General features: G+C 36.5%; 20 protein-coding genes. 7 read left to right on the top strand and 13 right to left on the bottom strand.

Features of this window, described 5'->3' with window-relative positions; genetic code table 11:
- Positions 1–94: 94 nt before the first annotated feature.
- From J2743_RS06790 to mcrD, 6 genes are all read right to left on the bottom strand, one after another.
- The gene (locus J2743_RS06790) at positions 95–820 is read right to left on the bottom strand and encodes a Nif3-like dinuclear metal center hexameric protein (RefSeq protein ID WP_209625826.1); all 726 of its coding nucleotides are present in this window, start codon (positions 818–820) and stop codon (positions 95–97) included.
- On the bottom strand, positions 807–1,586 hold the full coding sequence (locus tag J2743_RS06795) for an SAM-dependent methyltransferase HcgC family protein (protein ID WP_209625827.1): 780 nt from the start codon (positions 1,584–1,586) through the stop codon (positions 807–809). Before J2743_RS06795 ends, J2743_RS06790 begins: the two co-directional genes overlap by 14 nt.
- Positions 1,583–2,062: a DUF3236 domain-containing protein gene (locus J2743_RS06800; RefSeq protein WP_209625828.1), complete on the bottom strand. Its 480-nt coding sequence runs from the start codon at positions 2,060–2,062 to the stop codon at positions 1,583–1,585. The genes J2743_RS06795 and J2743_RS06800 overlap by 4 nt, the downstream gene beginning before the upstream one ends.
- 54 nt (positions 2,063–2,116) lie before the next feature.
- Positions 2,117–3,157 (bottom strand): 5,10-methenyltetrahydromethanopterin hydrogenase cofactor biosynthesis protein HmdB, encoded by a 1,041-nt coding sequence (gene hmdB, locus J2743_RS06805; RefSeq protein WP_209625829.1) that lies wholly within the window; start codon positions 3,155–3,157, stop codon positions 2,117–2,119.
- Positions 3,158–3,316: 159 nt separating this feature from the next.
- Positions 3,317–4,372 carry a 5,10-methenyltetrahydromethanopterin hydrogenase gene (gene hmd, locus J2743_RS06810; RefSeq protein ID WP_209625830.1) on the bottom strand — a complete coding sequence of 352 codons (1,056 nt, stop codon included), beginning with the start codon at positions 4,370–4,372 and terminating at the stop codon, positions 3,317–3,319.
- A gap of 257 nt (positions 4,373–4,629) precedes the next feature.
- The gene (mcrD, locus tag J2743_RS06815; protein WP_209625831.1) at positions 4,630–5,094 is read right to left on the bottom strand and encodes a methyl-coenzyme M reductase operon protein D; all 465 of its coding nucleotides are present in this window, start codon (positions 5,092–5,094) and stop codon (positions 4,630–4,632) included.
- A 940-nt stretch (positions 5,095–6,034) separates the two neighbouring features.
- Between mcrD and J2743_RS06820 the strand changes: the two genes are divergently transcribed.
- The 6 genes from J2743_RS06820 to J2743_RS06845 all read left to right on the top strand — a co-directional run bounded on the left by J2743_RS06820 (position 6,035) and on the right by J2743_RS06845 (position 12,473).
- A complete protein-coding gene (locus tag J2743_RS06820) occupies positions 6,035–6,421 on the top strand; it encodes a pilus assembly protein (protein WP_209625832.1) in 387 nt (128 codons plus the stop codon).
- A 155-nt stretch (positions 6,422–6,576) separates the two neighbouring features.
- Positions 6,577–7,677: a molybdopterin oxidoreductase family protein gene (locus J2743_RS06825; protein ID WP_209625833.1), complete on the top strand. Its 1,101-nt coding sequence runs from the start codon at positions 6,577–6,579 to the stop codon at positions 7,675–7,677.
- Between the two features lie 10 nt (positions 7,678–7,687).
- Positions 7,688–8,836: a Coenzyme F420 hydrogenase/dehydrogenase, beta subunit C-terminal domain gene (locus J2743_RS06830; RefSeq protein ID WP_209625834.1), complete on the top strand. Its 1,149-nt coding sequence runs from the start codon at positions 7,688–7,690 to the stop codon at positions 8,834–8,836.
- Positions 8,837–8,907: 71 nt separating this feature from the next.
- Positions 8,908–9,357, top strand: a complete 450-nt coding sequence (locus J2743_RS06835) for a hydrogenase iron-sulfur subunit (RefSeq protein WP_209625835.1) — start codon at positions 8,908–8,910, stop codon at positions 9,355–9,357.
- A gap of 48 nt (positions 9,358–9,405) precedes the next feature.
- Positions 9,406–10,431 carry a H(2)-dependent methylenetetrahydromethanopterin dehydrogenase-related protein gene (locus J2743_RS06840; RefSeq protein WP_209625836.1) on the top strand — a complete coding sequence of 342 codons (1,026 nt, stop codon included), beginning with the start codon at positions 9,406–9,408 and terminating at the stop codon, positions 10,429–10,431.
- A gap of 188 nt (positions 10,432–10,619) precedes the next feature.
- Complete coding sequence (locus J2743_RS06845) at positions 10,620–12,473, top strand: adenosylcobalamin-dependent ribonucleoside-diphosphate reductase (protein ID WP_209625977.1); 1,854 nt, start codon at positions 10,620–10,622, stop codon at positions 12,471–12,473.
- 69 nt (positions 12,474–12,542) lie between these two features.
- On the opposite strand, the gene J2743_RS06850 is transcribed toward J2743_RS06845, so the two are convergent.
- The gene (locus tag J2743_RS06850) at positions 12,543–13,475 is read right to left on the bottom strand and encodes a tetratricopeptide repeat protein (RefSeq protein ID WP_209625837.1); all 933 of its coding nucleotides are present in this window, start codon (positions 13,473–13,475) and stop codon (positions 12,543–12,545) included.
- 343 nt (positions 13,476–13,818) lie between these two features.
- On the opposite strand from J2743_RS06850, the gene hmdC reads away from it, so the two are divergent.
- Positions 13,819–15,324 (top strand): 5,10-methenyltetrahydromethanopterin hydrogenase cofactor biosynthesis protein HmdC, encoded by a 1,506-nt coding sequence (gene hmdC, locus J2743_RS06855; RefSeq protein ID WP_209625838.1) that lies wholly within the window; start codon positions 13,819–13,821, stop codon positions 15,322–15,324.
- A 68-nt stretch (positions 15,325–15,392) separates the two neighbouring features.
- Here the strand turns inward: hmdC and J2743_RS06860 are convergent, their stop codons facing one another.
- The 6 genes from J2743_RS06860 to J2743_RS06885 form a co-directional block, all read right to left on the bottom strand.
- Positions 15,393–15,770, bottom strand: a complete 378-nt coding sequence (locus tag J2743_RS06860; protein ID WP_209625839.1) for a hypothetical protein — start codon at positions 15,768–15,770, stop codon at positions 15,393–15,395.
- Between the two features lie 98 nt (positions 15,771–15,868).
- A complete protein-coding gene (locus J2743_RS06865) occupies positions 15,869–16,030 on the bottom strand; it encodes a hypothetical protein (RefSeq protein ID WP_209625840.1) in 162 nt (53 codons plus the stop codon).
- A gap of 129 nt (positions 16,031–16,159) precedes the next feature.
- Positions 16,160–16,714 (bottom strand): hypothetical protein, encoded by a 555-nt coding sequence (locus J2743_RS06870; RefSeq protein WP_209625841.1) that lies wholly within the window; start codon positions 16,712–16,714, stop codon positions 16,160–16,162.
- Complete coding sequence (locus tag J2743_RS06875; protein WP_209625842.1) at positions 16,711–18,474, bottom strand: tetratricopeptide repeat protein; 1,764 nt, start codon at positions 18,472–18,474, stop codon at positions 16,711–16,713. The genes J2743_RS06870 and J2743_RS06875 overlap by 4 nt, the downstream gene beginning before the upstream one ends.
- Complete coding sequence (locus J2743_RS06880) at positions 18,475–18,945, bottom strand: zinc ribbon domain-containing protein (RefSeq protein ID WP_209625843.1); 471 nt, start codon at positions 18,943–18,945, stop codon at positions 18,475–18,477. It abuts the gene before it with no gap.
- Between the two features lie 347 nt (positions 18,946–19,292).
- Complete coding sequence (locus J2743_RS06885) at positions 19,293–19,682, bottom strand: hypothetical protein (RefSeq protein WP_209625844.1); 390 nt, start codon at positions 19,680–19,682, stop codon at positions 19,293–19,295.
- Positions 19,683–20,062 lie beyond the last annotated feature (380 nt).

Raw genomic sequence — 20,062 nt, forward strand, 5'->3', positions numbered from 1 at the left:
TACTTTTTTGTTTTGTTTATTTTACTCCTTTTTTTCTTTCTGATAGTTTTAATGAACTTTTTTTTAAACAAATTTATAATGTTTATCTGATTAATTAGCTCGTGGACATATTAGGGGATTGATACGTATCCCAGGGTTTATTGGTATAATTTACATCGGCATTTAACCCTAATTCGTTTAACATTTGGCAAAGTTTCACCAACCCAGGGATTTCTGTGGCATGGTGGGTGGCATCCACTAGGTTAATGCCGAATCTCTGGGCAAGTACGGCACCCGGATGGGTGAGATCACCAGAAAGCAATAAATCAACTCCTTTTTTACTGGCAAGTTTAATATAGTGAGGGTTTAATCCAAACCCAGATATTAAAGCTATTTTTTCAATTTTACTTTCTTTTCCCTGAACAATTCTTATATGATCCACATCAAGAGAATCAAACACCCTCCCTACAAAACCATCAAGGGTGAATTCCTCTTTGCAAATCCTCCCTATTCCTGTTTCCTCTTCCAAAACATCGATGACATCTAATTTCAGGGAGTCGGCCAGGGCGTCATTGGCACCACCCTGGACGATATCCCAATTGGAATGGATGATGTAAGTGGGAGTTGTAGGAGGAAACAGTGAGGGATGGTGACAAACTAAGAGATCTGCTTCCTCACTGTTTGGATCAGTTTCAGGATGGATGTCTAAAATTACCGCTACGTTCTCCACCTCAATTTCATCTGGATGGCCTGGACCTATGAATCCTACTTTATCATCAGTTAAGGCTAGACTGAGAGGGACTTTATCTTCAATTATTTTGAATAATTCAGATGCTAACATCTTCCACCGTAGAATTTATTTTTGCCAAATAGTTTTCAATTGTATCATCTGATGATAATGGTTGTAATGCAGATATTATCAGTGCAGGTTCCCTCAGGAGTGATGAAAACTTATGATGATCCTTTTCCTTGAATATAACCCCTTCATAGAAATTCATTCCTGCCACACCATAAAGTACTCCGTTACTTTCTAAAACATCACCCAGGCTTTTTCGGAGGACTTCCATGGTGAAGGTCATGGTTCCGGAAGTTTTAGTGTTTAATCCTCCAGTTTTCAATATCCCCTTATATTTTGAACCAGCATCATCAATTCTGTCATTTATGTTGCTTTTTTCATTAATATGATGGTCGCTACCATCTGAAGTGGGATCTTCTGCTATGAATATTGGAACGTCACCATTAACAAATTCTCTAACTGTTTGTGGACTCAAACCTCCTAAACCCGTGGTGTCCACCACCAGATCAGCTTCTTTGATCCGGGATAGATCATCAGTGAACTTCACCCCTTCTCCTAAAAGGTGTTCAAGATTGGGTTGAATATCAACTACTGTGACACTTGAAAACTCCTTAAATTGTTCAGCAAGTTTCATTCCTGTGATGTATGCCCCTACAATTACTGTCTCTTCCACGTTCACATCCAATGATTCAACCCACTGGAGGGTGGCTTCACATTTAATATCCCCTATTCTGTTAACTATATCCCCTACTTTTATTCCAGAGTACATGGTGAAAACTTCTTCTGTAATTCCCCTTTCCTTTATAATCATTCCACCACCGAAAATCCAATTCTTATGAGAGCCTCGGTTATTTCATCTTTTACTGCATCCTGAACTTCTTTACCATGCAAAATATGCGGGGGTGATGTGGCAGCTGATAATATCCTGCCTTTTTTATCCATTATTATCAGTAATGATCCAGAACCAGGTACTCCCAAACGTCCTCGAGCAATGACCATATCACAGTCACATACATCCAGGGCTAGTAAGGCTTTGGTAATGGCTGGAGTTCGTGATAAATCTGCAGAGTTAGTATGAATGGACACGAGTTCAGCGCTCGGTAAGTTAAATCTGGTTAAAACTTCGTTTATGGCAGAAGTTTTAACGGTATTCTTGTTGGGAACCACAATCCTCTTACACGATCTGATATGATTACGTAGAGCTATCAACTCATCATCTGTGTCTCCAAAACGTTCATCCTGTACCGATTCCTGATAAGCATTTTTTACTGTTTCATCAAAGTTCATGAATTATCTTCCTTAAATTTTGATACCTCAATTGTTTTTATTCATATTCAAGGATCATATTTTAGTTATTCCCATTTCTTTAACCGGGCATGGGATTTCATTAATTTCAGGGTTAAGTCCAAGCTCCCTGATGGTTTTAACAACTTCTTTAAGGTTTCCATATGTTGAAGATCCCACTCCTTTAACATCCAGAGGGTAATTGTCCGGTATAACAGTTGCCACATTATCTGCTCCTGCCATGAGGGAGAACTTAACATTCTCCGGGCCAATGGTAGGGGTGGGAACAGTGATTCTCAAGTCCTGGAAAACCAATCTGGTAATGGCAATGGTCTTCATCTGCTCAATCAAAGAACATGAAGGATGATTCTCCATGGGAGTTTCCATGTAGGGGTTAAATCCCATTATAGGCACCTCACCCAGTGTGTGAAATTCTTTCAAAAAGAAAAGATGATTAACACGATCCTGGTAAGATTCTCCTATTCCAATTAATAAACCCGAAGATAATTCAATACCTTCGTCTTCAACCATTTTACATGTCATTAACCTATCTTTCAGTTTTTCACCAGGTTTTAATTCATTAAAAAGTTTTAAATTTATTGTTTCCAGATTACAACAAACTGTGTCGGTATTATATTCTGCCAATTGTTTCACTGATTCTTTAGTTAAATCTGATCCCACGTTGATCAGTAATTCCAGGTTGGTATTTTCTTTTACAATTTTGGCGGCTTGAACTGCATGTTGACCATTATATCCATGAGCTCCGGAACAACTGATGCGTGGAATTCCTGCCTTTTCCACTGACTGAGCAGCCATCAAAATTTCATCTTCTGTTTTTGAAAACGAATAGTAATATCCTTCACTGGATGTTTTAGCTGCAAATCCACAGTACTTGCATTTAGGTGTTATTTTACATACATTGGTTAAATGAACTGTGGATGTTAATTTAATAGGTCTTTTATTGGAATTTCGAAGCTCTGAGGCTGTTTCAAAAATTTTTACAATATTTTCATAGGATCTGGTTTTAAACAAACCCAGCACTTCATTTTTTTTTAAATCCTGTCCATTTAAAGCTCTTTTGATAATTTTGTTTATCAATTTAGCACCTTTACACTTTTATAAATAATATTCTTTTGATGAAATATCCAATCCAATGTCTAGGGCCATTTTCATGGATACTTATGAAATTTAACGATTTTTAATGATTATACCCAGATTCCGTTTAATTTTTAAAAAAATAATAAAAAAGGGTGTTAATTATATATTACAGGTTGGACCCTTACCTTTCCTGTTTTCCATGACTTCCATGACTGAAGGTAGTAAATCTGCAGCTGCACCGAAGTTCATTGAATCAGCAGTTCCCAGTAATGCTCCAGGGTCAAGTTTTTCTTCCATGTGGTCAATTCCTACACTATTCATCAGATCTGTGACCTGGGTTAGTGATTCTTTGGCCATCATCTGGGCGAAACCTGCTGGAGCTCCCAGTACATTCATTACTGAGTCACGATAGCTTAAAATTCCAGCGTAGGTTATGGCAGTGAGTGCAGAGCACATGTCACATACTGGACCTAATAGTTCTGCAGGAAGTTTGAAAGCATCACCACGTGCTGCTACACCCCAATCTACCAGGTCACAAATGGCTTCTTCTGATGCGTAACCTTCGGCAACATATACCTGTCCTTTCATCTCAGGTACTGCTCCAGGGTGATATGAAGATACATTAACTTTTGGTGCGATATTCATTTCATCGCTTGCCAGGTCTTCAAATATCTTCTGGAACATGGTAGTGGGCACTGTACATGCATGGGTTACAATAGCACCTTCTTTAAGGTTATCAGCAAATTTTTTAATGATTCCCATCTGCATGTCACCTTTGGGTAACCAGGTCATTATCCAGTCAGCACCTTCAACTGCTTCATTATCATCGGTGGTGACTTCAAAACCAAGATCTTCAGGGTGTGTGAAGTGTATGGCACCTTCTGGTGGTTTTGGTAAGTCTTTAGCTACGGCATTGACTTTTTCCCTGATCTGCGGCATTATGCTTTCAGGGTCAGTTTTATGAGCTTCAATAACTGCTTCGTATTCAAAATCATCTATTACCTTAAAGTCATTACCAAATGATGGGTCAGCCACTACTACCTCATCCACCCCAGCCAGTTCCTTGAGTTCTGCACCCATGGTAATGGTGGAATGAGTCATGGCTATCTCTGGTTTTCCTACTTGTTCTGCTACTTCACAGGCTCGGCTGAAGTTTGTTATCCCACTGGCTGCGTGGGTTCGATAACAACCGGCTCCCAATATTGCAAGTTTCATACTATCACTCCTTTTTTCCGTCAAATCTTAATACTACCTACGGGTTTAGTAGTACAAAATTAGATAGTCTAAGTGTAATATAAATGTTTTGATTTTTACCACATTTTATAACTATATAACAAATTAGTAATAAAATATCTATCATTTATAGTATGAACGAATAGGTTCATCCATTTAATAACTCATTGAAAAGAAAAATGATTGGTTAGTAATCTGGTGGGATTAGTAACTAATCTGATAAAAAAATTAGAGTTCCATTACTTCTTGATAATTGTTGCTCTTTCACTGACCAAAACATTCTGATCAGTCAATCCTACCATCTCATCAGGAACATGATCTAAATTTTCACCATACTTTAACCCATCAGATACAGTTTTCTTTTTACGTATGAACGTTCCTTCAGTCATGTTAAATCCAAATGGTAAATGTTGGGTGCATATTTCCCTGATCCTGTCATGAAATGCATCTGGATCTTCTATTTCTGTGGTTATAATTTCAATTAAAACCCTACCGGTTTTAACGTGCAAATCAATTCTTTCATCTTTGATGGTTATGAATCTTGGTTCTTCTCCATCTTCCAGTGGTAGTCTCCTTCCGTGGAGAACTATCCTGTTTACAGCCTCAATATTTTCAAAGTCACACAACAATTTTTCAGTGGTTTCACAACCCAGCAAGCGGTGGGGAAATATTTCAATATCAGTTTTTTGATTTTCGATGTCCATTATTTTAACTCCAGTTTTTAGAGGATTTAGGCCCTCTATTTACTATTTAATCATGTTTAAATCTTTTTAATCAGGTAATTATAGTAAAAGGAGACTATTTAGTCTCCATTCTCTGTAGGAAGGAATTGACAGTAATGGTGGCAATCCATTAAACACTGCCAAAACCACACAATGTTATAACCAACAGTAATATTATAACTCTAATTTATTTTATTACTATCAGTTAGTCAAAAAGAAGTAGTAATAAGTATATAAACTTTGTGGTTACGTCAGAGTCTGGAATTAATTAGTACTAAAGAATTAGTACTAAAGCCAAAATTTTGAATTTAATCATGTTTACTTGTGGTTTGTATATCATGATAAGATCATGAAAAAATGAGGTAGTAGCAGGGATTAAAAACCATACACATCAATTGTATCCTTTACAACACCTTAAAAAAAAACTTCTCATTTATACAATGTTATAACTAACTGATTATCATGGCTGAATACCATCCTTGGACATCCTTCTGACATGAAAATCAAAAATCCCTGGAAAAACCCAACCGAGCCAATGTTAATAATAATATTGATTAAAAATTTATTATAAATATCAATATCATACCTATTTTGTAATAAATAAATCCTAAGTAATAATATTTTTTTCCAAAATTATGGATTCAAAAAAAAGGATATCAAAAAGGCTTTTCTTGGATTTCTCCCCTAATTTAACCCCAATAAGTAAAATGTCCTTACTAGATATGGAGAAAAATAACAGAAAAACCGGCAAAATACGAGAATTTGAGTAAAATAAAAAATATATGCCATTTAAAACTAATTATACACTTATAAAATTAAATTCACGGATAAAAAAAGGTTTATAAGTCTTTTTTTCAGCCCAAAGGTTTATAAGTGTAATACTACTTAAGGATTTATTAATCATCATGGAGGTAATATAAAAATGATAATAAGTAATACAAATGTGGATGTTTGTATAAATAAAATCAAGATGATTCGACCGGGAATAAATCCAAAAAGCTGTGATTTAAACTTAAACATTGATTGGAGTATCGAATACATCAAAACAAATGAAGGAAACATGGAATATGTTTGTACCTTAAATGCAATAGGTGAAATGCCTATTCAATTCGCAGTACAGGGTTCTCTGGAATGTGAAGACAGATCAGAAGATTTAGAGAAACGCTCTGATGAACTCTCCCCACTCATACTGGATAAGTGCATGAATACCATGATAAACATTGTAAACATCACCAAAAACAGTGTAGTAACCATTAAAAATGTCCCAGAAGTCTATTTAAACTGTTTTTCAGGTGAATTCAAAAATTGATCCTTAAAAAATTGCTAAATCACGCAAGAAGAAAACTCATCTAAAAACTGAATTAACCATTTTAAGAGTATTTTATACTTTAATAATTCTTTACTGAAAAATTTACCAGATAAAATCTAATGGAATCAAATTTAACAATATACAGGTGTAAAAAAATGTTAAAAGTAGCCCATACCATCTGCCCCTCCTGTAGTGTAGGGTGCGGAGTAAACCTGATAATCAAAGACCAGGAAGCAGTGGGAACATATCCCTACAAAAGACATCCTATAAACCAAGGCAAAAATTGTAAAAAAGGAAGGGATTCCTACCAAATATTGAATGAAAACCGCTTGAAAGACCCTTTAATCAGGAAAAAAGGTCTTGAACAGGTCAGTTGGGAAGATGCCTTAGAAACTGCTACTTCCCAACTAAAATCCCACGAAAATCATGAAATTGGAATCATTGCATCTGGTGATTGCACCAATGAAGAATATGAAACCTTAAAAAAATTCGCTGATGCTTTGGGAGTTGAAAATATTGGATATAACGCTAAAAACATTCCCACATTCAAATTCAAAACAGCCAGCCTTGATGATGTGGAAAACTCAGATTTCATTTTAATAATTGGAGATGTACTGAAGGAAAATCCTCTCTTAGGTAGGAGGGTTGTATTAGCAAAAGAAGGTGGAGCAGAAATAATCACAGCTGATTACCCTGAAAAAACCCTGACTGGAATAAATTCTGATGAATACATACAAATTGAATCAACATCCTCATTTCTGGATAACATTAATCGAAAAGTTCTGGAAACCCCTCATCAATCAACAACAGTCATTATCAGTGGAGTAAGTGGTGAGGAATTTGAAAACATCCTTAAATTTTTCCAGGACTCCAATGCCAAATTACTCCCAGTGATGGAAGAGTGTAACAGCAGAGGGGCTATGAACCTTCTTTCTGCCCTAACAGAAGATGACCTGAAGGATCTCCTAAAAAATGTAAAATTATTGTATGTGGTGGGAGATGACCCTGCTTCCTATATGGAAGAGTCCTTGAAAAACATTGAATTTTTAATTACACAGAATTTTTTCGTTAACGAAACTGTTTTGATGTCTGATGTGGTCCTCCCAGGATCTTGCTGGGCTGAAAAATCGGGTTCTTTCACCAACACTACCGGAGAAATTCAGAACTTCGAGAAAATAGTTGAACCACCAGGAAATGCCTGGGATGATGTAACCATAATCAGGGAAATTGCAGAAAAAATGGGGTTGGAGTTGTAAGGTGATATAAATGGAACCACAATTTTTACTTGCCAAGGCAAAAGATGAAGAATTAGCCAAGAACGGAGAATGTGGAGGTGCAGTAAGTGCCCTATTCAAATATCTGTTAGATCAACAACTGGTTGATGGAGTTTTAACCCTAACCAGGGGGGAAGATGTATACGATGGTATTCCCACCCTGGTTGAAAACTCAGAGGAGATAATTGAAACTTGCGGTTCTCTGCACTGTGCACCAACCATGTTCGGAGACTTGATAAGCAAACATTTAAATGACATACGACTGGCAGTGAGTGTGAAACCCTGCGATGCAATGGCAATTAAAGAACTGGAAAAACGGCATCAAATCAACCCTGATGCCATTTACAAGATAGGTCTTAACTGTGGAGGGACTGTAATGCCTATCACTGCCAGGAAAATGATAGAGATGTTCTATGATGTGGATCCAGCAGAAGTGGTGGCTGAAGAAATTGACAAGGGGAAATTCATCATTGAACTGGCTGATGGAACTCATAAATCAGTGGAAATCGATGAATTAGAAGAGAAAGGATTTGGAAGACGCAGCAATTGTCAGAGATGTCAATTGAAAATTCCAAGAAATGCAGATCTGGCATGTGGTAACTGGGGTGCTGAACCAGGATGGACTTTCATAGAAGTGGTCACAGAGAAAGGGAAAGATCTGGTGGAAAATGCTAGAAAAAAAGGATATATAGATGTTAAAACCCCATCTGAAAAGGCAATTGCCATAAGAGAAAAGATTGAGAATGTGATGATAAAGTTAGCCGGTAAATTCCAGGATAAATATCTGGAAGAAGATTACCCTGCCCCAGAAAACTGGGATGAATACTGGAATCGCTGCATCAAATGTTACGCCTGCCGGGATGTGTGTCCTATCTGTTTCTGTAAGGAGTGCGATCTGGAAAAGGATTTCTATTCTGATGAAGATGAAATAGCACCAGATCCTCTCACCTTCCAGGGAGTTAGACTGTCCCATATGTGTTTCAGCTGTGTTAACTGCGGACAATGCGAAGATGTGTGTCCCATGGAGATCCCCCTGGCCCTTATCTTCCACAGAATGCAGAAAAAATACAGAGATGACACTGGATTCATAGCAGGTGTCAGTGAAGAGTTACCACCATTGTACAGTCCAGAAAAAGAATAAAAAAGGATTTCAAAAGTTGAAAATTATTCAATCTTTCATTAAAAAAGCATGAAGAAGTTAAGGTGATATAAATGTCCGAAAAAGATGTAAAAATTGTGGGTTTTTGTTGTAACTGGTGTTGCTATGGGGGTGCAGACACTGCAGGTACAGCCAGGATGCAGTACCCTCCCAATGTCAGAATTTTAAGGGTGATGTGTTCCGGCCGTATTAACCCATCAATGGTACTTAAATCATTTAAAGAAGGTGCAGATGGCGTTTTTGTGGGTGGTTGTCATATGGGAGACTGCCACTACGATGCTGGGAACTATAAATGGAACCGTCGAGCCAAACTGATTGAAGATATTTTACCCGAATTTGGGATTGAAAAGGAAAGATTCAGATTCGAATGGATATCTGCTTCAGAAGGTGAAAAGTTCCAGAAGACCATGAAAGAATTCAGTGATACCATAAAATCAATTGGACCACTTAAAAGATCAACACCCCAACTCACTTCCCATGCAAAAGCCACTGCCAAAACCTAAAAATAGATTATTTTATTTTTTAAATTTCATCTTTTTGGTGATAAAAAAATGAAAATCGCAGTTTATGGTGCTGGCAATCAGGACCTTTACGTTAATCAGTTAAACCTACCTGAAAAGTACGGTGGAAACGCACCATACGGTGGAAGCCGGATGGCCATCGAGTTTTCAAATGCCGGACATCAGGTTTACCTTGCTGAACCCCACCGGGACATACTTTCACCTAATCTGTGGAAAATTGTGGAGGATTCAGGAGTGACTGTTACCTCCGACGATGCTGAAGCAGGCCGTAATGCTGAAATAGCCATACTTTTTACTCCCTTCGGCAAGTCCACCTTTAACATAGCTAAAAACATTATATCCCATCTCCCGGAAAATGGAGTGATTGCCAATACCTGTACTGTATCTCCCCTGGTTCTCTATTATGTGCTGGAGCTTGAGATAAAAAGAAAAAGGAGTGATGTGGGTATTTGTTCCATGCACCCGGCAGCAGTTCCTGGAACTCCTCAGCATGGCCATTATGTCATTGGAGGGCACAGCACCAATGATCTGGATCTGGCTACCAAAGAACAAATCCAGAAATGTGTTGATCTGGCCAGAGATTGTAAAAAAGAGGCTTATGTTGTGCCTGCTGATGTTTCATCAGCAGTGGCAGATATGGGATCCCTGGTTACAGCAGTGACCCTCTCCGGTGTTCTGGATTACTATCAAGTAGGGACCAAAATCATCCAGGCCCCTAAAGAGATGGTGGAAAAACAGATACTCATGACCCTGCAGACCATGGCCTCTCTGGTGGAGTCCTCCGGAGTGGAAGGACTCCTGAAGGCAATGAATCCAGAATTACTGGTGAAAAGTGCCAGTTCAATGCACCTTTTAGAAGAACAGAAGGATTTAGATGCAGCTCTGGAGACACTATCTGACCTGGATCCGGAGTTAATGGAAAATGCCAGAGAAGCTGAAATAAAACCAACTAACCTGGTAGCTGCCCAGGCCCTGGCCAAGGAACTCCTGGCCCTTATGGGTGAAAGGGCATCTGAAGGTACTATCAGACGATGCATGCGTAAAATGTTTGAATAATCCTTTTTTTATAATTGCATGAATTTAAATAACTTTTTTTCTTTAATAAAACTAAATTCGTCAGCAAAATCATCATTATACATATCCTGTCTTTATACTTTTCATTTTTTTAAACTTCTATTTCTACTAAAAACAACAAACTATAATCATACATTAAGGGGGCCTCACTTATCCGGAAAAATAATAAAATTTCTGGCAAACTTGGACTTTCTGTTAATGCCCTGAAAGTTTTGGAAAAAAGATACCTTACCAAAGATGAGGAAGGGAGAATTACTGAAACCCCTGAAGAGATGTTCAGAAGGGTGGCTGAGAATATAGCCCAAGTAGATCTTCAGTATGACAAAAATGCTGAAATTGACGCTCTTCAGGAAGAATTTTACCATTTAATGACTGGTCTAAAGTTTCTTCCGAACTCCCCCACTCTGATGAATGCTGGCACTTCCCTAAATCAGTTATCTGCATGTTTTGTTTTACCTGTGGAAGATTCAATAGAAGGCATATTTGATTCATTAAAGCACATGGCCCTTATCCATAAATCAGGAGGAGGGGTTGGTTTTTCATTTTCCAAAATTCGGCCGGCAGGAGACGTGGTTCGGTCAACTAAAGGAATTGCATCAGGACCTATTTCATTCATGCACATCTATGATGCAGCTACTGATGTGATAAAGCAGGGTGGCCGGAGAAGGGGTGCTAATATGAGTATACTCCAAATTGATCACCCTAACATACTGGAATTTATCACGGTTAAAGAAAAAAGGAAAGAAAATAGTGGAAAATTAGATGAAAAAGAGATGACCACATCTAGAAGGGAATTCAGGGATCAACTCACCAATTTTAACCTGTCGGTGGCTGTTGATGATGAGTTCATACAGAAAGTTCAGGATGATAATCTGATAGAACTGGTAAATCCCAGAAATAATGGACTGGTAATGTCAGTACCTGCACGGATGATTTTTGATTTAATGGTGCATACAGCCTGGGAAAGTGGTGATCCTGGAATCCTATTCATGGATGAAATAAACCGTCACAATCCAACTCCTCAACTGGGATTAATACAAGCAACCAATCCCTGCGGTGAACAACCTCTCCTTCCCTACGAGTCCTGCAACCTGGGATCCATCAACCTGGCGCGCATGGTGGAAAATGGATTTATACAATGGGATAAACTTAAAAAAACCATCAAAACTGCGGTGCATTTTTTGGATAACGTGATTGATGCCAATCAGTACCCCCTGCCAGAAATAGAAAGCATGACCTTCAAAACTCGGAAAATTGGCTTAGGAGTAATGGGTTTTGCTGACCTGCTTATCCTGCTTGGGATCCCCTATAATTCTCAAGAAGCACTGGATATAGCCAGGAAAATCGCAAAATTCATCAGTGAAACTGCTAGGGAATCTTCAGTTGAACTTGGTGAAATTAAAGGGTCATTTCCTGCATTTAATAAGAGTAAATGGGATAAAAAGGGTTATTCTGCTATGCGTAATGCTACCACCACCACTATTGCCCCTACAGGATCTATAAGTATAATTGCGGGAGTTTCCAGTGGGATTGAACCCTTATTTGCTGTTAGTTTCCAGAGGGATGTGCTGGATGGGAGCAAATTATTGGAAATAAACTCTCTTTTCCAGAAAATAGCCCTGAAAAGGGGTTTTTACAGTGAAAAACTCATGCTTAAAATTGCCAGGAAGGGTTCTTTAACTGGTTTAAGGGAAATTCCTGCAGATATTCGGCAGTTGTTTGTAACCACATATGATATTGATCCTTCCTGGCAGGTGCGGATGCAGGCTGCGTTCCAGGAACATGTGGACAACGCAGTATCAAAAACTGTTAACCTTCCCTCTGATGCAACTCCTGAAGATGTTAAGAAGGTTTTCCTACTAGCCCATCAGCTTAAATGTAAAGGAATAACAGTTTATAGGTATGGGAGTAAAGAAAAACAGGTTTTATATGTGGGTGTAGTTCCAGATAACCAAGAACATGAATATTTAAATGCTAAATCTGAGTATTCAGGGGGTTGTCCTTCTTTTATCTGTATACACTAAAACCATCTAAAAGTGAAGTAAACCATCTAAAGTAAACCATCTAAAAGGAAGCAGAACATTAATTTTCATTTATTTTACAGGTTTAAAATTAGGATCCAAATCCAGAGCTTTATCATAACATTCCTGGGCTTCCTGATCTTCTCCCAGTTTCAAAAGGGCATTCCCTTTAGTGTGCCATAATTCAGAATTTTCAGGATCCAATTTTAAGGCTCTGTTGAAACATTCAACTGAATTTTGATATTTTTCAAGCATTCCCATTGCAATTCCTTTATTGTACAGTACCCTAGAATTGTCAGGATTTATTTTAAGAGCTTTATTATAACAATCAATAGCTTCCTGGTGTTTGAATGCCTTTGTAAGGTTGTTTCCCTTATTATTCAATACCTTTGTATTTTCTGGGTCTAATTTAAGGGCTTTGTCAAAGACTTTAGAAGCCCGACTGAATTTACGGATTTCTGTGAGGGAAATACCTTTAATATTCAGGATCATTACATTGGAAGGTTCAAGTTCCAGTGCCTTGTCAAATGAATCTATTGCCTTTCTATATTCTTTAATTTTCATGAGTTGGAGACCTTTTCTGTTCCATGCCATTACCTCATTGTCAGATTTTATTGTCTTTTTAAATGATTCTTCAATTCTCCGATATTCATCCATGCGTTTGGAGTACCCATAACCAGTCCAAATCATTCCCAGCAAATAAATTCCAGCTAAAACCGTGAAAAAGAGGGATACCCAAATATCCCTAGTATTAGAGAATTGATATAACTTAAAAAATATCAATAGTCCTATTCCAATCGAAGATGCAACTATTATTCTCATAAAAAGAGTTTTATTATAATATTCCAATCTGTTGAAGATACCACTTAAAAGTAGTAAAACCCCAAAAGGACCAAAACATATTGCTATAAACATATCAGAAAACCCAGTAGCAGTCAAACTATACAAAAGAGTGCATAATAATAAAATAGAACCCACTATTATATCTGATGACGATTTTTTCATTTAATTTCCAGCTTAATCAAAGTTCGGTACTATTTTACATTGTTTAACAAAAAAATATTGCATTTGAAATTGTATTATTGTCTTAACAAAATATATTAAATTTTACTTATATTTAAAAATTTAGGCAACATATTACCACACCAACCAATAAAACAGTAGCTCCTTGTATGAGATTTGCACTGATAACAACTTCATTTGTAATACTTTAACCAGTTTTTATACTAACTTTTAAATAGCTTAACCAATTATTATAATTAGAACAGAATGGCAAAAGTAAATGAAAATACTAATAATGTATATTTTTAGCGTTTTGAGACCTTAAAAAATTTAACAGGTGATATTAGTGCACGATTTGATCAAAGAAGCAGTAAATGACATGGATTCAGCCCTCAAACTCAGTAAATCAGAAAAAAATGTTAATGATGTGGTGGATGCAGTTTCTGAGTTATCAACTGCTGAAGCCACCCAACTAGGAATGAATTTCAAAAAATTTCCTCTAGGCTGTGACCTTACTGAGATCATTGTGGGCACCTGTGCATCAGACCTGGAGAAGGATGAACTGATTGGTAACTGCCTTTTATCAAACATGATTGGTGCTTCTATTCACGTGTGCGCTTATGCCTTTGCAGATATCGCTGAAAATTATAAAATGAGAGGTATTGATGTTCTCCGCGAAGTTCGAGAAGTTACAGATGTGCCTCTGGACCTGGATCACTTCGGAAGATATGGAGCCATGCGATTCCCCAGGGAAATTGTGAAATGCCCAGGACAGTGCTATAATGAAGGCCCTCCTTTCCATGAATGTCCCCGGGACAGAATACATGCCAGACTCCTGGACAAAGAGGAAGCAGCTTCAATGGAAAGGGATGACTGGGTTAAATGCTCTTCTTCTGTGGCTATTAACCTGACCAGTGCCCAGGGGGGAGAAGGACATGCTGCACCATTAGAAGAGGCTGAAGAGATCGCCCAGCTTGCCCAAAAGTATGGTAAAGGTGTGGAGGCCATCATGTTCATAGGTGATGGTTATGATGATCTAATCACCGGATTTGAGAAAGCCCTGGAGTTAGGGGCAGATATCTTTGTACTGGAAGGTGGGCCTTTCAATCAGTCCAGTGATCGGTTGGATAGCTTTGCCAAGGCAGTGGCCATGGCCCGCCTACTGGTACCTGGGAAAATCGTTGCCACCAACGGTGCCTATGAAGATGAGTGTCGTGTGGGTTTACGGGCAGGGCTTAACGCTATAATCACTGGTTTTCCCAAGAATCATCATGGCTACATGTGTGGTTACAGTCCAGGAACAGCTAAAAAAGGTAATTTTGGACTTCCACGTGTGATCAAGATAATTAAAGAAGAACTCAAAGAGGGTTTAACCAGTGTGCCTATTCAAAGGGGTGAACTGGAAGCATTGGCCAGTGCAATTAAGGTGGTGGGACCTGAAAATGTGTATCCACAGAAAATTGGTGAGTTCCCAGTAGGTGATGCTCACTGGGCAGTGCTGCCCAACTCACCTATCTATGATAAAGTGAAAGTTGAAAGGACCATTCAGGGTATTCATGAAACCCTGACGGGTAGCAGTGCCGCACTCATAGGGGGAAGATTTGTATCATGGGCTTTAGCCAAAGAACTGGACAACGATGTGGATGAGATCATCATTAGCGATAAGGATCCGTGGGTGGAAAAGGTAACTGTTGATATCTTAAGTAGAGAATTGGAACCAAATATCATTGGGGCCTCATCAGATGATAGATTAGCATCCGAAAGTGCTGATCACACCATAATCACTTCCACTATTCCTGGATTGGTTACCAAGATATCTAGGAAGTTGGATGGATCGATTACTTTGATTTAATTTAGTATTTATAACTCAATTCACTGCTTTCAAAGATACTTATGACCTAAACCACTCTTATAGCCTCATCAAGATTTATTGAAGTATTTTCTAATATCATGTACACTGAAAAATCCTATTAAAATACTAAACCCTCCAAGAATTAAAGCATCTTGATTTATAAATAAACCCCATAATAATTCTAAAGCCCCAAAAACAAATAAAATAGTAGTACCCAATATCTGTAGAAACCAAATACGTGCAAACTGCGATATGGCCAAGACAACTCCGATTAAAATTGACAAAATAAATTCAGTGCCATGAATTCCATTGGCGGTACCAATAAAAGGGAAAAAAATAAACAATGCCCTGGTCAGTACCACCCTATAATTATTCATAATCATCAATTTGGGACCATTTTTATCTTTAAATAACTTTTTATACATAATTTTTCTTTTATTAATCATGTCCACCACAAATAAAATTTTAACAAAATAAGATGTAGAAAGGGTTAAAAAGCTCCATCACCACGGGATCCTCCTCCGGCCCCTCCACCACCAACACCTTAACATTCATCATCAGTTCCAGCAGTTAAATAGGCCTGCATGGTAGTATAGGTAGTTATAAATAAAAAAAGAGTATATTTTAGAGATTCATGATCAGTGAAAGTATGGAATACATAGAGTGGACTGTTTTGGAGTTTTTCGTTTAGAGATTCGTAAACCAAAGACGAAACAACTTTATTTCCCTTCCCCGAGCAGTTCCATAAACAATGTATTCATCAAATAATGCCGATATAAATATTAAAAAAGTGATTCTATTTTTTTTATTTTTGGAATTCATATCATCTTCTCATTCAAATTTTAATGAAATTCCCAGATACAAAATAAATAAAGAAAAACATCAAAGTTAAAATATAAGCTTGAATTTTTATTTTTGGATATTCTGACATGAAAAGATAAATAACCGATCCTATGGCAATTAATCCGAAAAGTGTATAGAAATACCAGGTTATCAGATACAATAATCCAATTAGATTAAATAAAACTCCAAAAACATCACTTAAAGATATTTTCATTACTGAAAGAACAATTAAATTTATGATCACTAAAACGAGAGTATAGGGGGGTACAATGAACATGAAAATACCTTTAATTGAATCCTTAACCTTTTTTTTCAATATAATCTTCAAAACTACGAATGCAAATACTCCATAAACCATCATTTTAATGAAGGGAATAAATGGATCAAAAATTGAGTTTACACTCATGAACTTGATGACGAAAACTGAAAATGCATATAAATAGGTTATTAGAATCACTTTATTGTAAGGGGAAGGATAAGGTTGTATTTCATCTAGAGGTATTTTTTCCCATGGTTTTTTGTTATCTGATGATGATTTAAATCTCATTTTTCCACCCCTGACCTATCAGTTCCTAATCTACCATTTAAATCCTCTAAAGATTTTTTAACAGGTTCAAAATATGGATTTATCTGTATGGATTCCTTAAAACATTTTTCAGCATCTTCATTACTGCCTAAAGATTCAAGGATAACTCCTTTAGCATGCAAGGACTTTTCATCCAACTCATCTAATTCAAAAGACTTTTCAAACATTTTAAGAGCTTTTTCATATTTTTCTAACCCACATAAAGTTCTTCCTTTTTCATAATAGTACTCCCCCTCTTCAGAATCAATTTTCAATGCCTTATCTGAATATTTCAATGCCTCCCCATATTCCCCCATCTTCCTTAAGATACGGCTTTTTAAATTCAAAGCCCATGAATATTCATGATCTATATCAAGTGCTTTGTCAACTGTTTTTAGAGAATCCTGATAATTTCCAAGGTCTTCTAAAACAGCGGCCTTATTAGCCCAGTTGTACTTATCTTCAGGATTCTCATCAATTTTTTGATCGTAAAATTCAATTGCTTTTTCAAAAACAGTCTTTGATACATCTTCCATCCCCATATCATAGAGAGTGGCCCCTTTCATATGGTAATATCCGGAATCTTCTGGATCCAGTTCTAAAGCTCTTTCAAAACAGGTTAAAGCCTCAGGGTACCTGTGAAGTTTAAACAAAATCTTACCTTTAGAATAAAAAATATATGGATCATTATCCAGCTCTATTGGCTTATCAAAACATTTGATAGCCGCATCATAATTCTTCATTTTCTTATGAATAAATGCCTTTAAACCATAAGCCGTGCTAAATTTTGGATTCAGTTCTAAAGCTTTTTTAACGGATTCCAAAGCTTCAGAATATTTTTCCAGATTATTAAGAGCCCAGGCCTTTGAATTCCAGTAAAATGGGTTTTTGGGGTTGATACTGATTGCTTTTTCATAATATTCTAAAGACTTCCCATATTGCTTTGAGCTTCCAAAAATTGAACCCTTTTGATAATACGCCTTTTCATTTTCAGGATCAAGCTTGAAAATTAAATCCAATAACTTTAAAGCCTCTTCATTTTCATCTATTTCCACTAAAATATCTGTTTTTGCTATAAGTGAATCAATATGCATTGGTTTTATATCTAAAACTCTATCTAAACAGGCAATGGCCAAGTAATATTCTTTTTCAATTCTGAAAATATTTGACTTTAACATTAAAAGCGATTTACTCCCTGGACTTAGTTTTAGTCCTTCATCTATAAATTTTAATGACTCATCATAATTCTTCATCATTGCCAGATTATAGGCATTTTTCTTCCATGCAGAAACATAATCATGATCTAATTTCAGACATTTATTAAAATCTTGTGTGGAATCATTGTATTTGCCCAAGTTCTGAAAAACTACCCCTTTATTGTACCAAGTAGTTGCATTTGTTGGATCATTTTTTAAATCTTTATCATAGCATTCAATTGCATTTAAAGCACATTTTTTCGCTTCTTCTTTACGGCCCATTAATTCAAGGACATTTGATTTCAGATGCCATGTTCTGGAATGATGAGGGTCAATTTTTAATACCTGTTCAAAACAAACTAATGCCCTTTTAAATTCCCCTCTTTTTTTATATAAACTGGCTTTATCATACCATGCTTCTTTATTGTCTGGATCAATACTCATCACCATTTCAATAAATTTCAATGATACATTATACCACCCTAATCCTGTAAAAAATTCACCATAATCAAGCATTATCCTTTGAAAAATACCATTAACACCCATTTAAACCAAAACCTCTCTTTGCTTTTCATTTTCATCTACTATCCTTGTTTTATATATGGAGTAGCCTGCAAAAATGAAGTTAACGATTGAAATTAAGATATAAAAAAATTCTGTACTGGCAGAACTAGTTAACTGGCAATTAGTAACTCCATTAATTAATTGGAACAATGCTACCAGTAGCCAGATAATTCCAAAGGCATAAATAGCCAGTGAACTTCGAGAAGCAAATATTGAAACTGCGAAAAAGATCAGGATACTGCCCTCAAAGGGTGAGGTGAATATCATGTTTGTAATGCCCCAGAAAAATAGGATGAGGGCAATTTTTTTTGGCCAGGCTTCCTTTTCAGGACCGGTATTTAAATTTTTTAATCTTTCAAATATTCCATTCTTTTTTGGAATTTTTGTACCACATTCATGACAGAATTTAGAATTTTCATCCGGAATTAGGCTCCCACATTTTTTGCATTCCATCTTTAATTCATTGCCCCCACTACTAAGATTTAACAGATTAAATTATAGAATAGTCTCCTGGTTCAAACACCTTAATTAACCTTATCAATGTTAATTAATCAACAGTTTATAACTCTGTAAGGTTAAAATCACGTTTAAACCATTGAGAACACGATTTCCTATGATTAATCATAACAGTTTAAAAATGGATATTAAAAAAACTAGTATTTAATACTTTAGTTTCAATTTTCATTATTCTCTACAATAAATATTAACTCATAGACTATTTATGAATCAAGAGTTGATTCCCTCTAAAGCAATAAAAAAAGAAAATTTTTTAAACTACATTAATCGTTAATTGTGTCTAATTAAGCTTTCCTACCCGCCATAACTAAGTCAAACTCCTCCAGATTAACACTTCCGATTATACGATAGAATTCATCTTCGGGTTGATTGAGGAGTTCTTTAGGATCAATGCCCCTTGCCTGTTCCAGGCCACGGATGAAGTATTTGAAGTCAGGACCTAAACCATCCATTATCCGGTAACCTTTTCCAATATGTACTAGATCGTTTTGATCACATTTAGAGGTTAAATCTTTTATTCTCCCCATAAGATGTTTTGTGGGTTGTTTGTAAGTTCCTGTCTCCAGTGCAGTCTCTATATCAGTGGATACTTCCAGTTTATCAGCAACTTGACTTTGGGTTTTTCCTGTGTATTTCCTGAATCCTAAAACCAGATCTTTTAAATCTCCTTCCATAACATGTGCCTCCTACTTTTTATGATATTATTATGATATTCGCAGTATAAATAATTTTTCATATAAAAGTATTACAAATTAATAAGCTTATGAACGCTTATTTTCACCATTTCCTTGATTAAATTTAGTTAAATAATCAAAAAAGAACGTATTAATGAAAACAGACTATATGGTAACATGTTTTTCAAAAAATTACACTAGGTTATAGACCTGAGGATCCTCAAAAATATTTTTTTGAAACCATGACTTCGGAACCCTAAACCTTATTTACTTGAAAATCCTATCTAATTCAAAGTGGCCACTCCTTATAAATCAATATTCCAAGAAAGGATTTTTAATAAAAATAGAATTATCCCTAAATCAATTATTCGATTTTTTAA

This window comes from Methanobacterium petrolearium, assembly GCF_017873625.1.
In the GTDB taxonomy this organism is placed as follows: domain Archaea; phylum Methanobacteriota; class Methanobacteria; order Methanobacteriales; family Methanobacteriaceae; genus Methanobacterium; species Methanobacterium petrolearium.

Bases quoted from the DNA above. Each gene is read 5' to 3' on its own strand.
- J2743_RS06790 (WP_209625826.1), bottom strand. From the start codon at position 820: ATGTTAGCATCTGAATTATTCAAAATAATTGAAGATAAAGTCCCTCTC.
- J2743_RS06795 (WP_209625827.1), bottom strand. From the start codon at position 1,586: ATGATTATAAAGGAAAGGGGAATTACAGAAGAAGTTTTCACCATGTAC.
- J2743_RS06800 (WP_209625828.1), bottom strand. From the start codon at position 2,062: ATGAACTTTGATGAAACAGTAAAAAATGCTTATCAGGAATCGGTACAG.
- hmd (WP_209625830.1), bottom strand. From the start codon at position 4,372: ATGAAACTTGCAATATTGGGAGCCGGTTGTTATCGAACCCACGCAGCC.
- mcrD (WP_209625831.1), bottom strand. From the start codon at position 5,094: ATGGACATCGAAAATCAAAAAACTGATATTGAAATATTTCCCCACCGC.
- J2743_RS06820 (WP_209625832.1), top strand. From the start codon at position 6,035: ATGATAATAAGTAATACAAATGTGGATGTTTGTATAAATAAAATCAAG.
- J2743_RS06825 (WP_209625833.1), top strand. From the start codon at position 6,577: ATGTTAAAAGTAGCCCATACCATCTGCCCCTCCTGTAGTGTAGGGTGC.
- J2743_RS06830 (WP_209625834.1), top strand. From the start codon at position 7,688: ATGGAACCACAATTTTTACTTGCCAAGGCAAAAGATGAAGAATTAGCC.
- J2743_RS06835 (WP_209625835.1), top strand. From the start codon at position 8,908: ATGTCCGAAAAAGATGTAAAAATTGTGGGTTTTTGTTGTAACTGGTGT.
- J2743_RS06840 (WP_209625836.1), top strand. From the start codon at position 9,406: ATGAAAATCGCAGTTTATGGTGCTGGCAATCAGGACCTTTACGTTAAT.
- J2743_RS06850 (WP_209625837.1), bottom strand. From the start codon at position 13,475: ATGAAAAAATCGTCATCAGATATAATAGTGGGTTCTATTTTATTATTA.
- J2743_RS06860 (WP_209625839.1), bottom strand. From the start codon at position 15,770: ATGATTAATAAAAGAAAAATTATGTATAAAAAGTTATTTAAAGATAAA.
- J2743_RS06870 (WP_209625841.1), bottom strand. From the start codon at position 16,714: ATGAGATTTAAATCATCATCAGATAACAAAAAACCATGGGAAAAAATA.
- J2743_RS06875 (WP_209625842.1), bottom strand. From the start codon at position 18,474: ATGGGTGTTAATGGTATTTTTCAAAGGATAATGCTTGATTATGGTGAA.
- J2743_RS06880 (WP_209625843.1), bottom strand. From the start codon at position 18,945: ATGGAATGCAAAAAATGTGGGAGCCTAATTCCGGATGAAAATTCTAAA.
- J2743_RS06885 (WP_209625844.1), bottom strand. From the start codon at position 19,682: ATGGAAGGAGATTTAAAAGATCTGGTTTTAGGATTCAGGAAATACACA.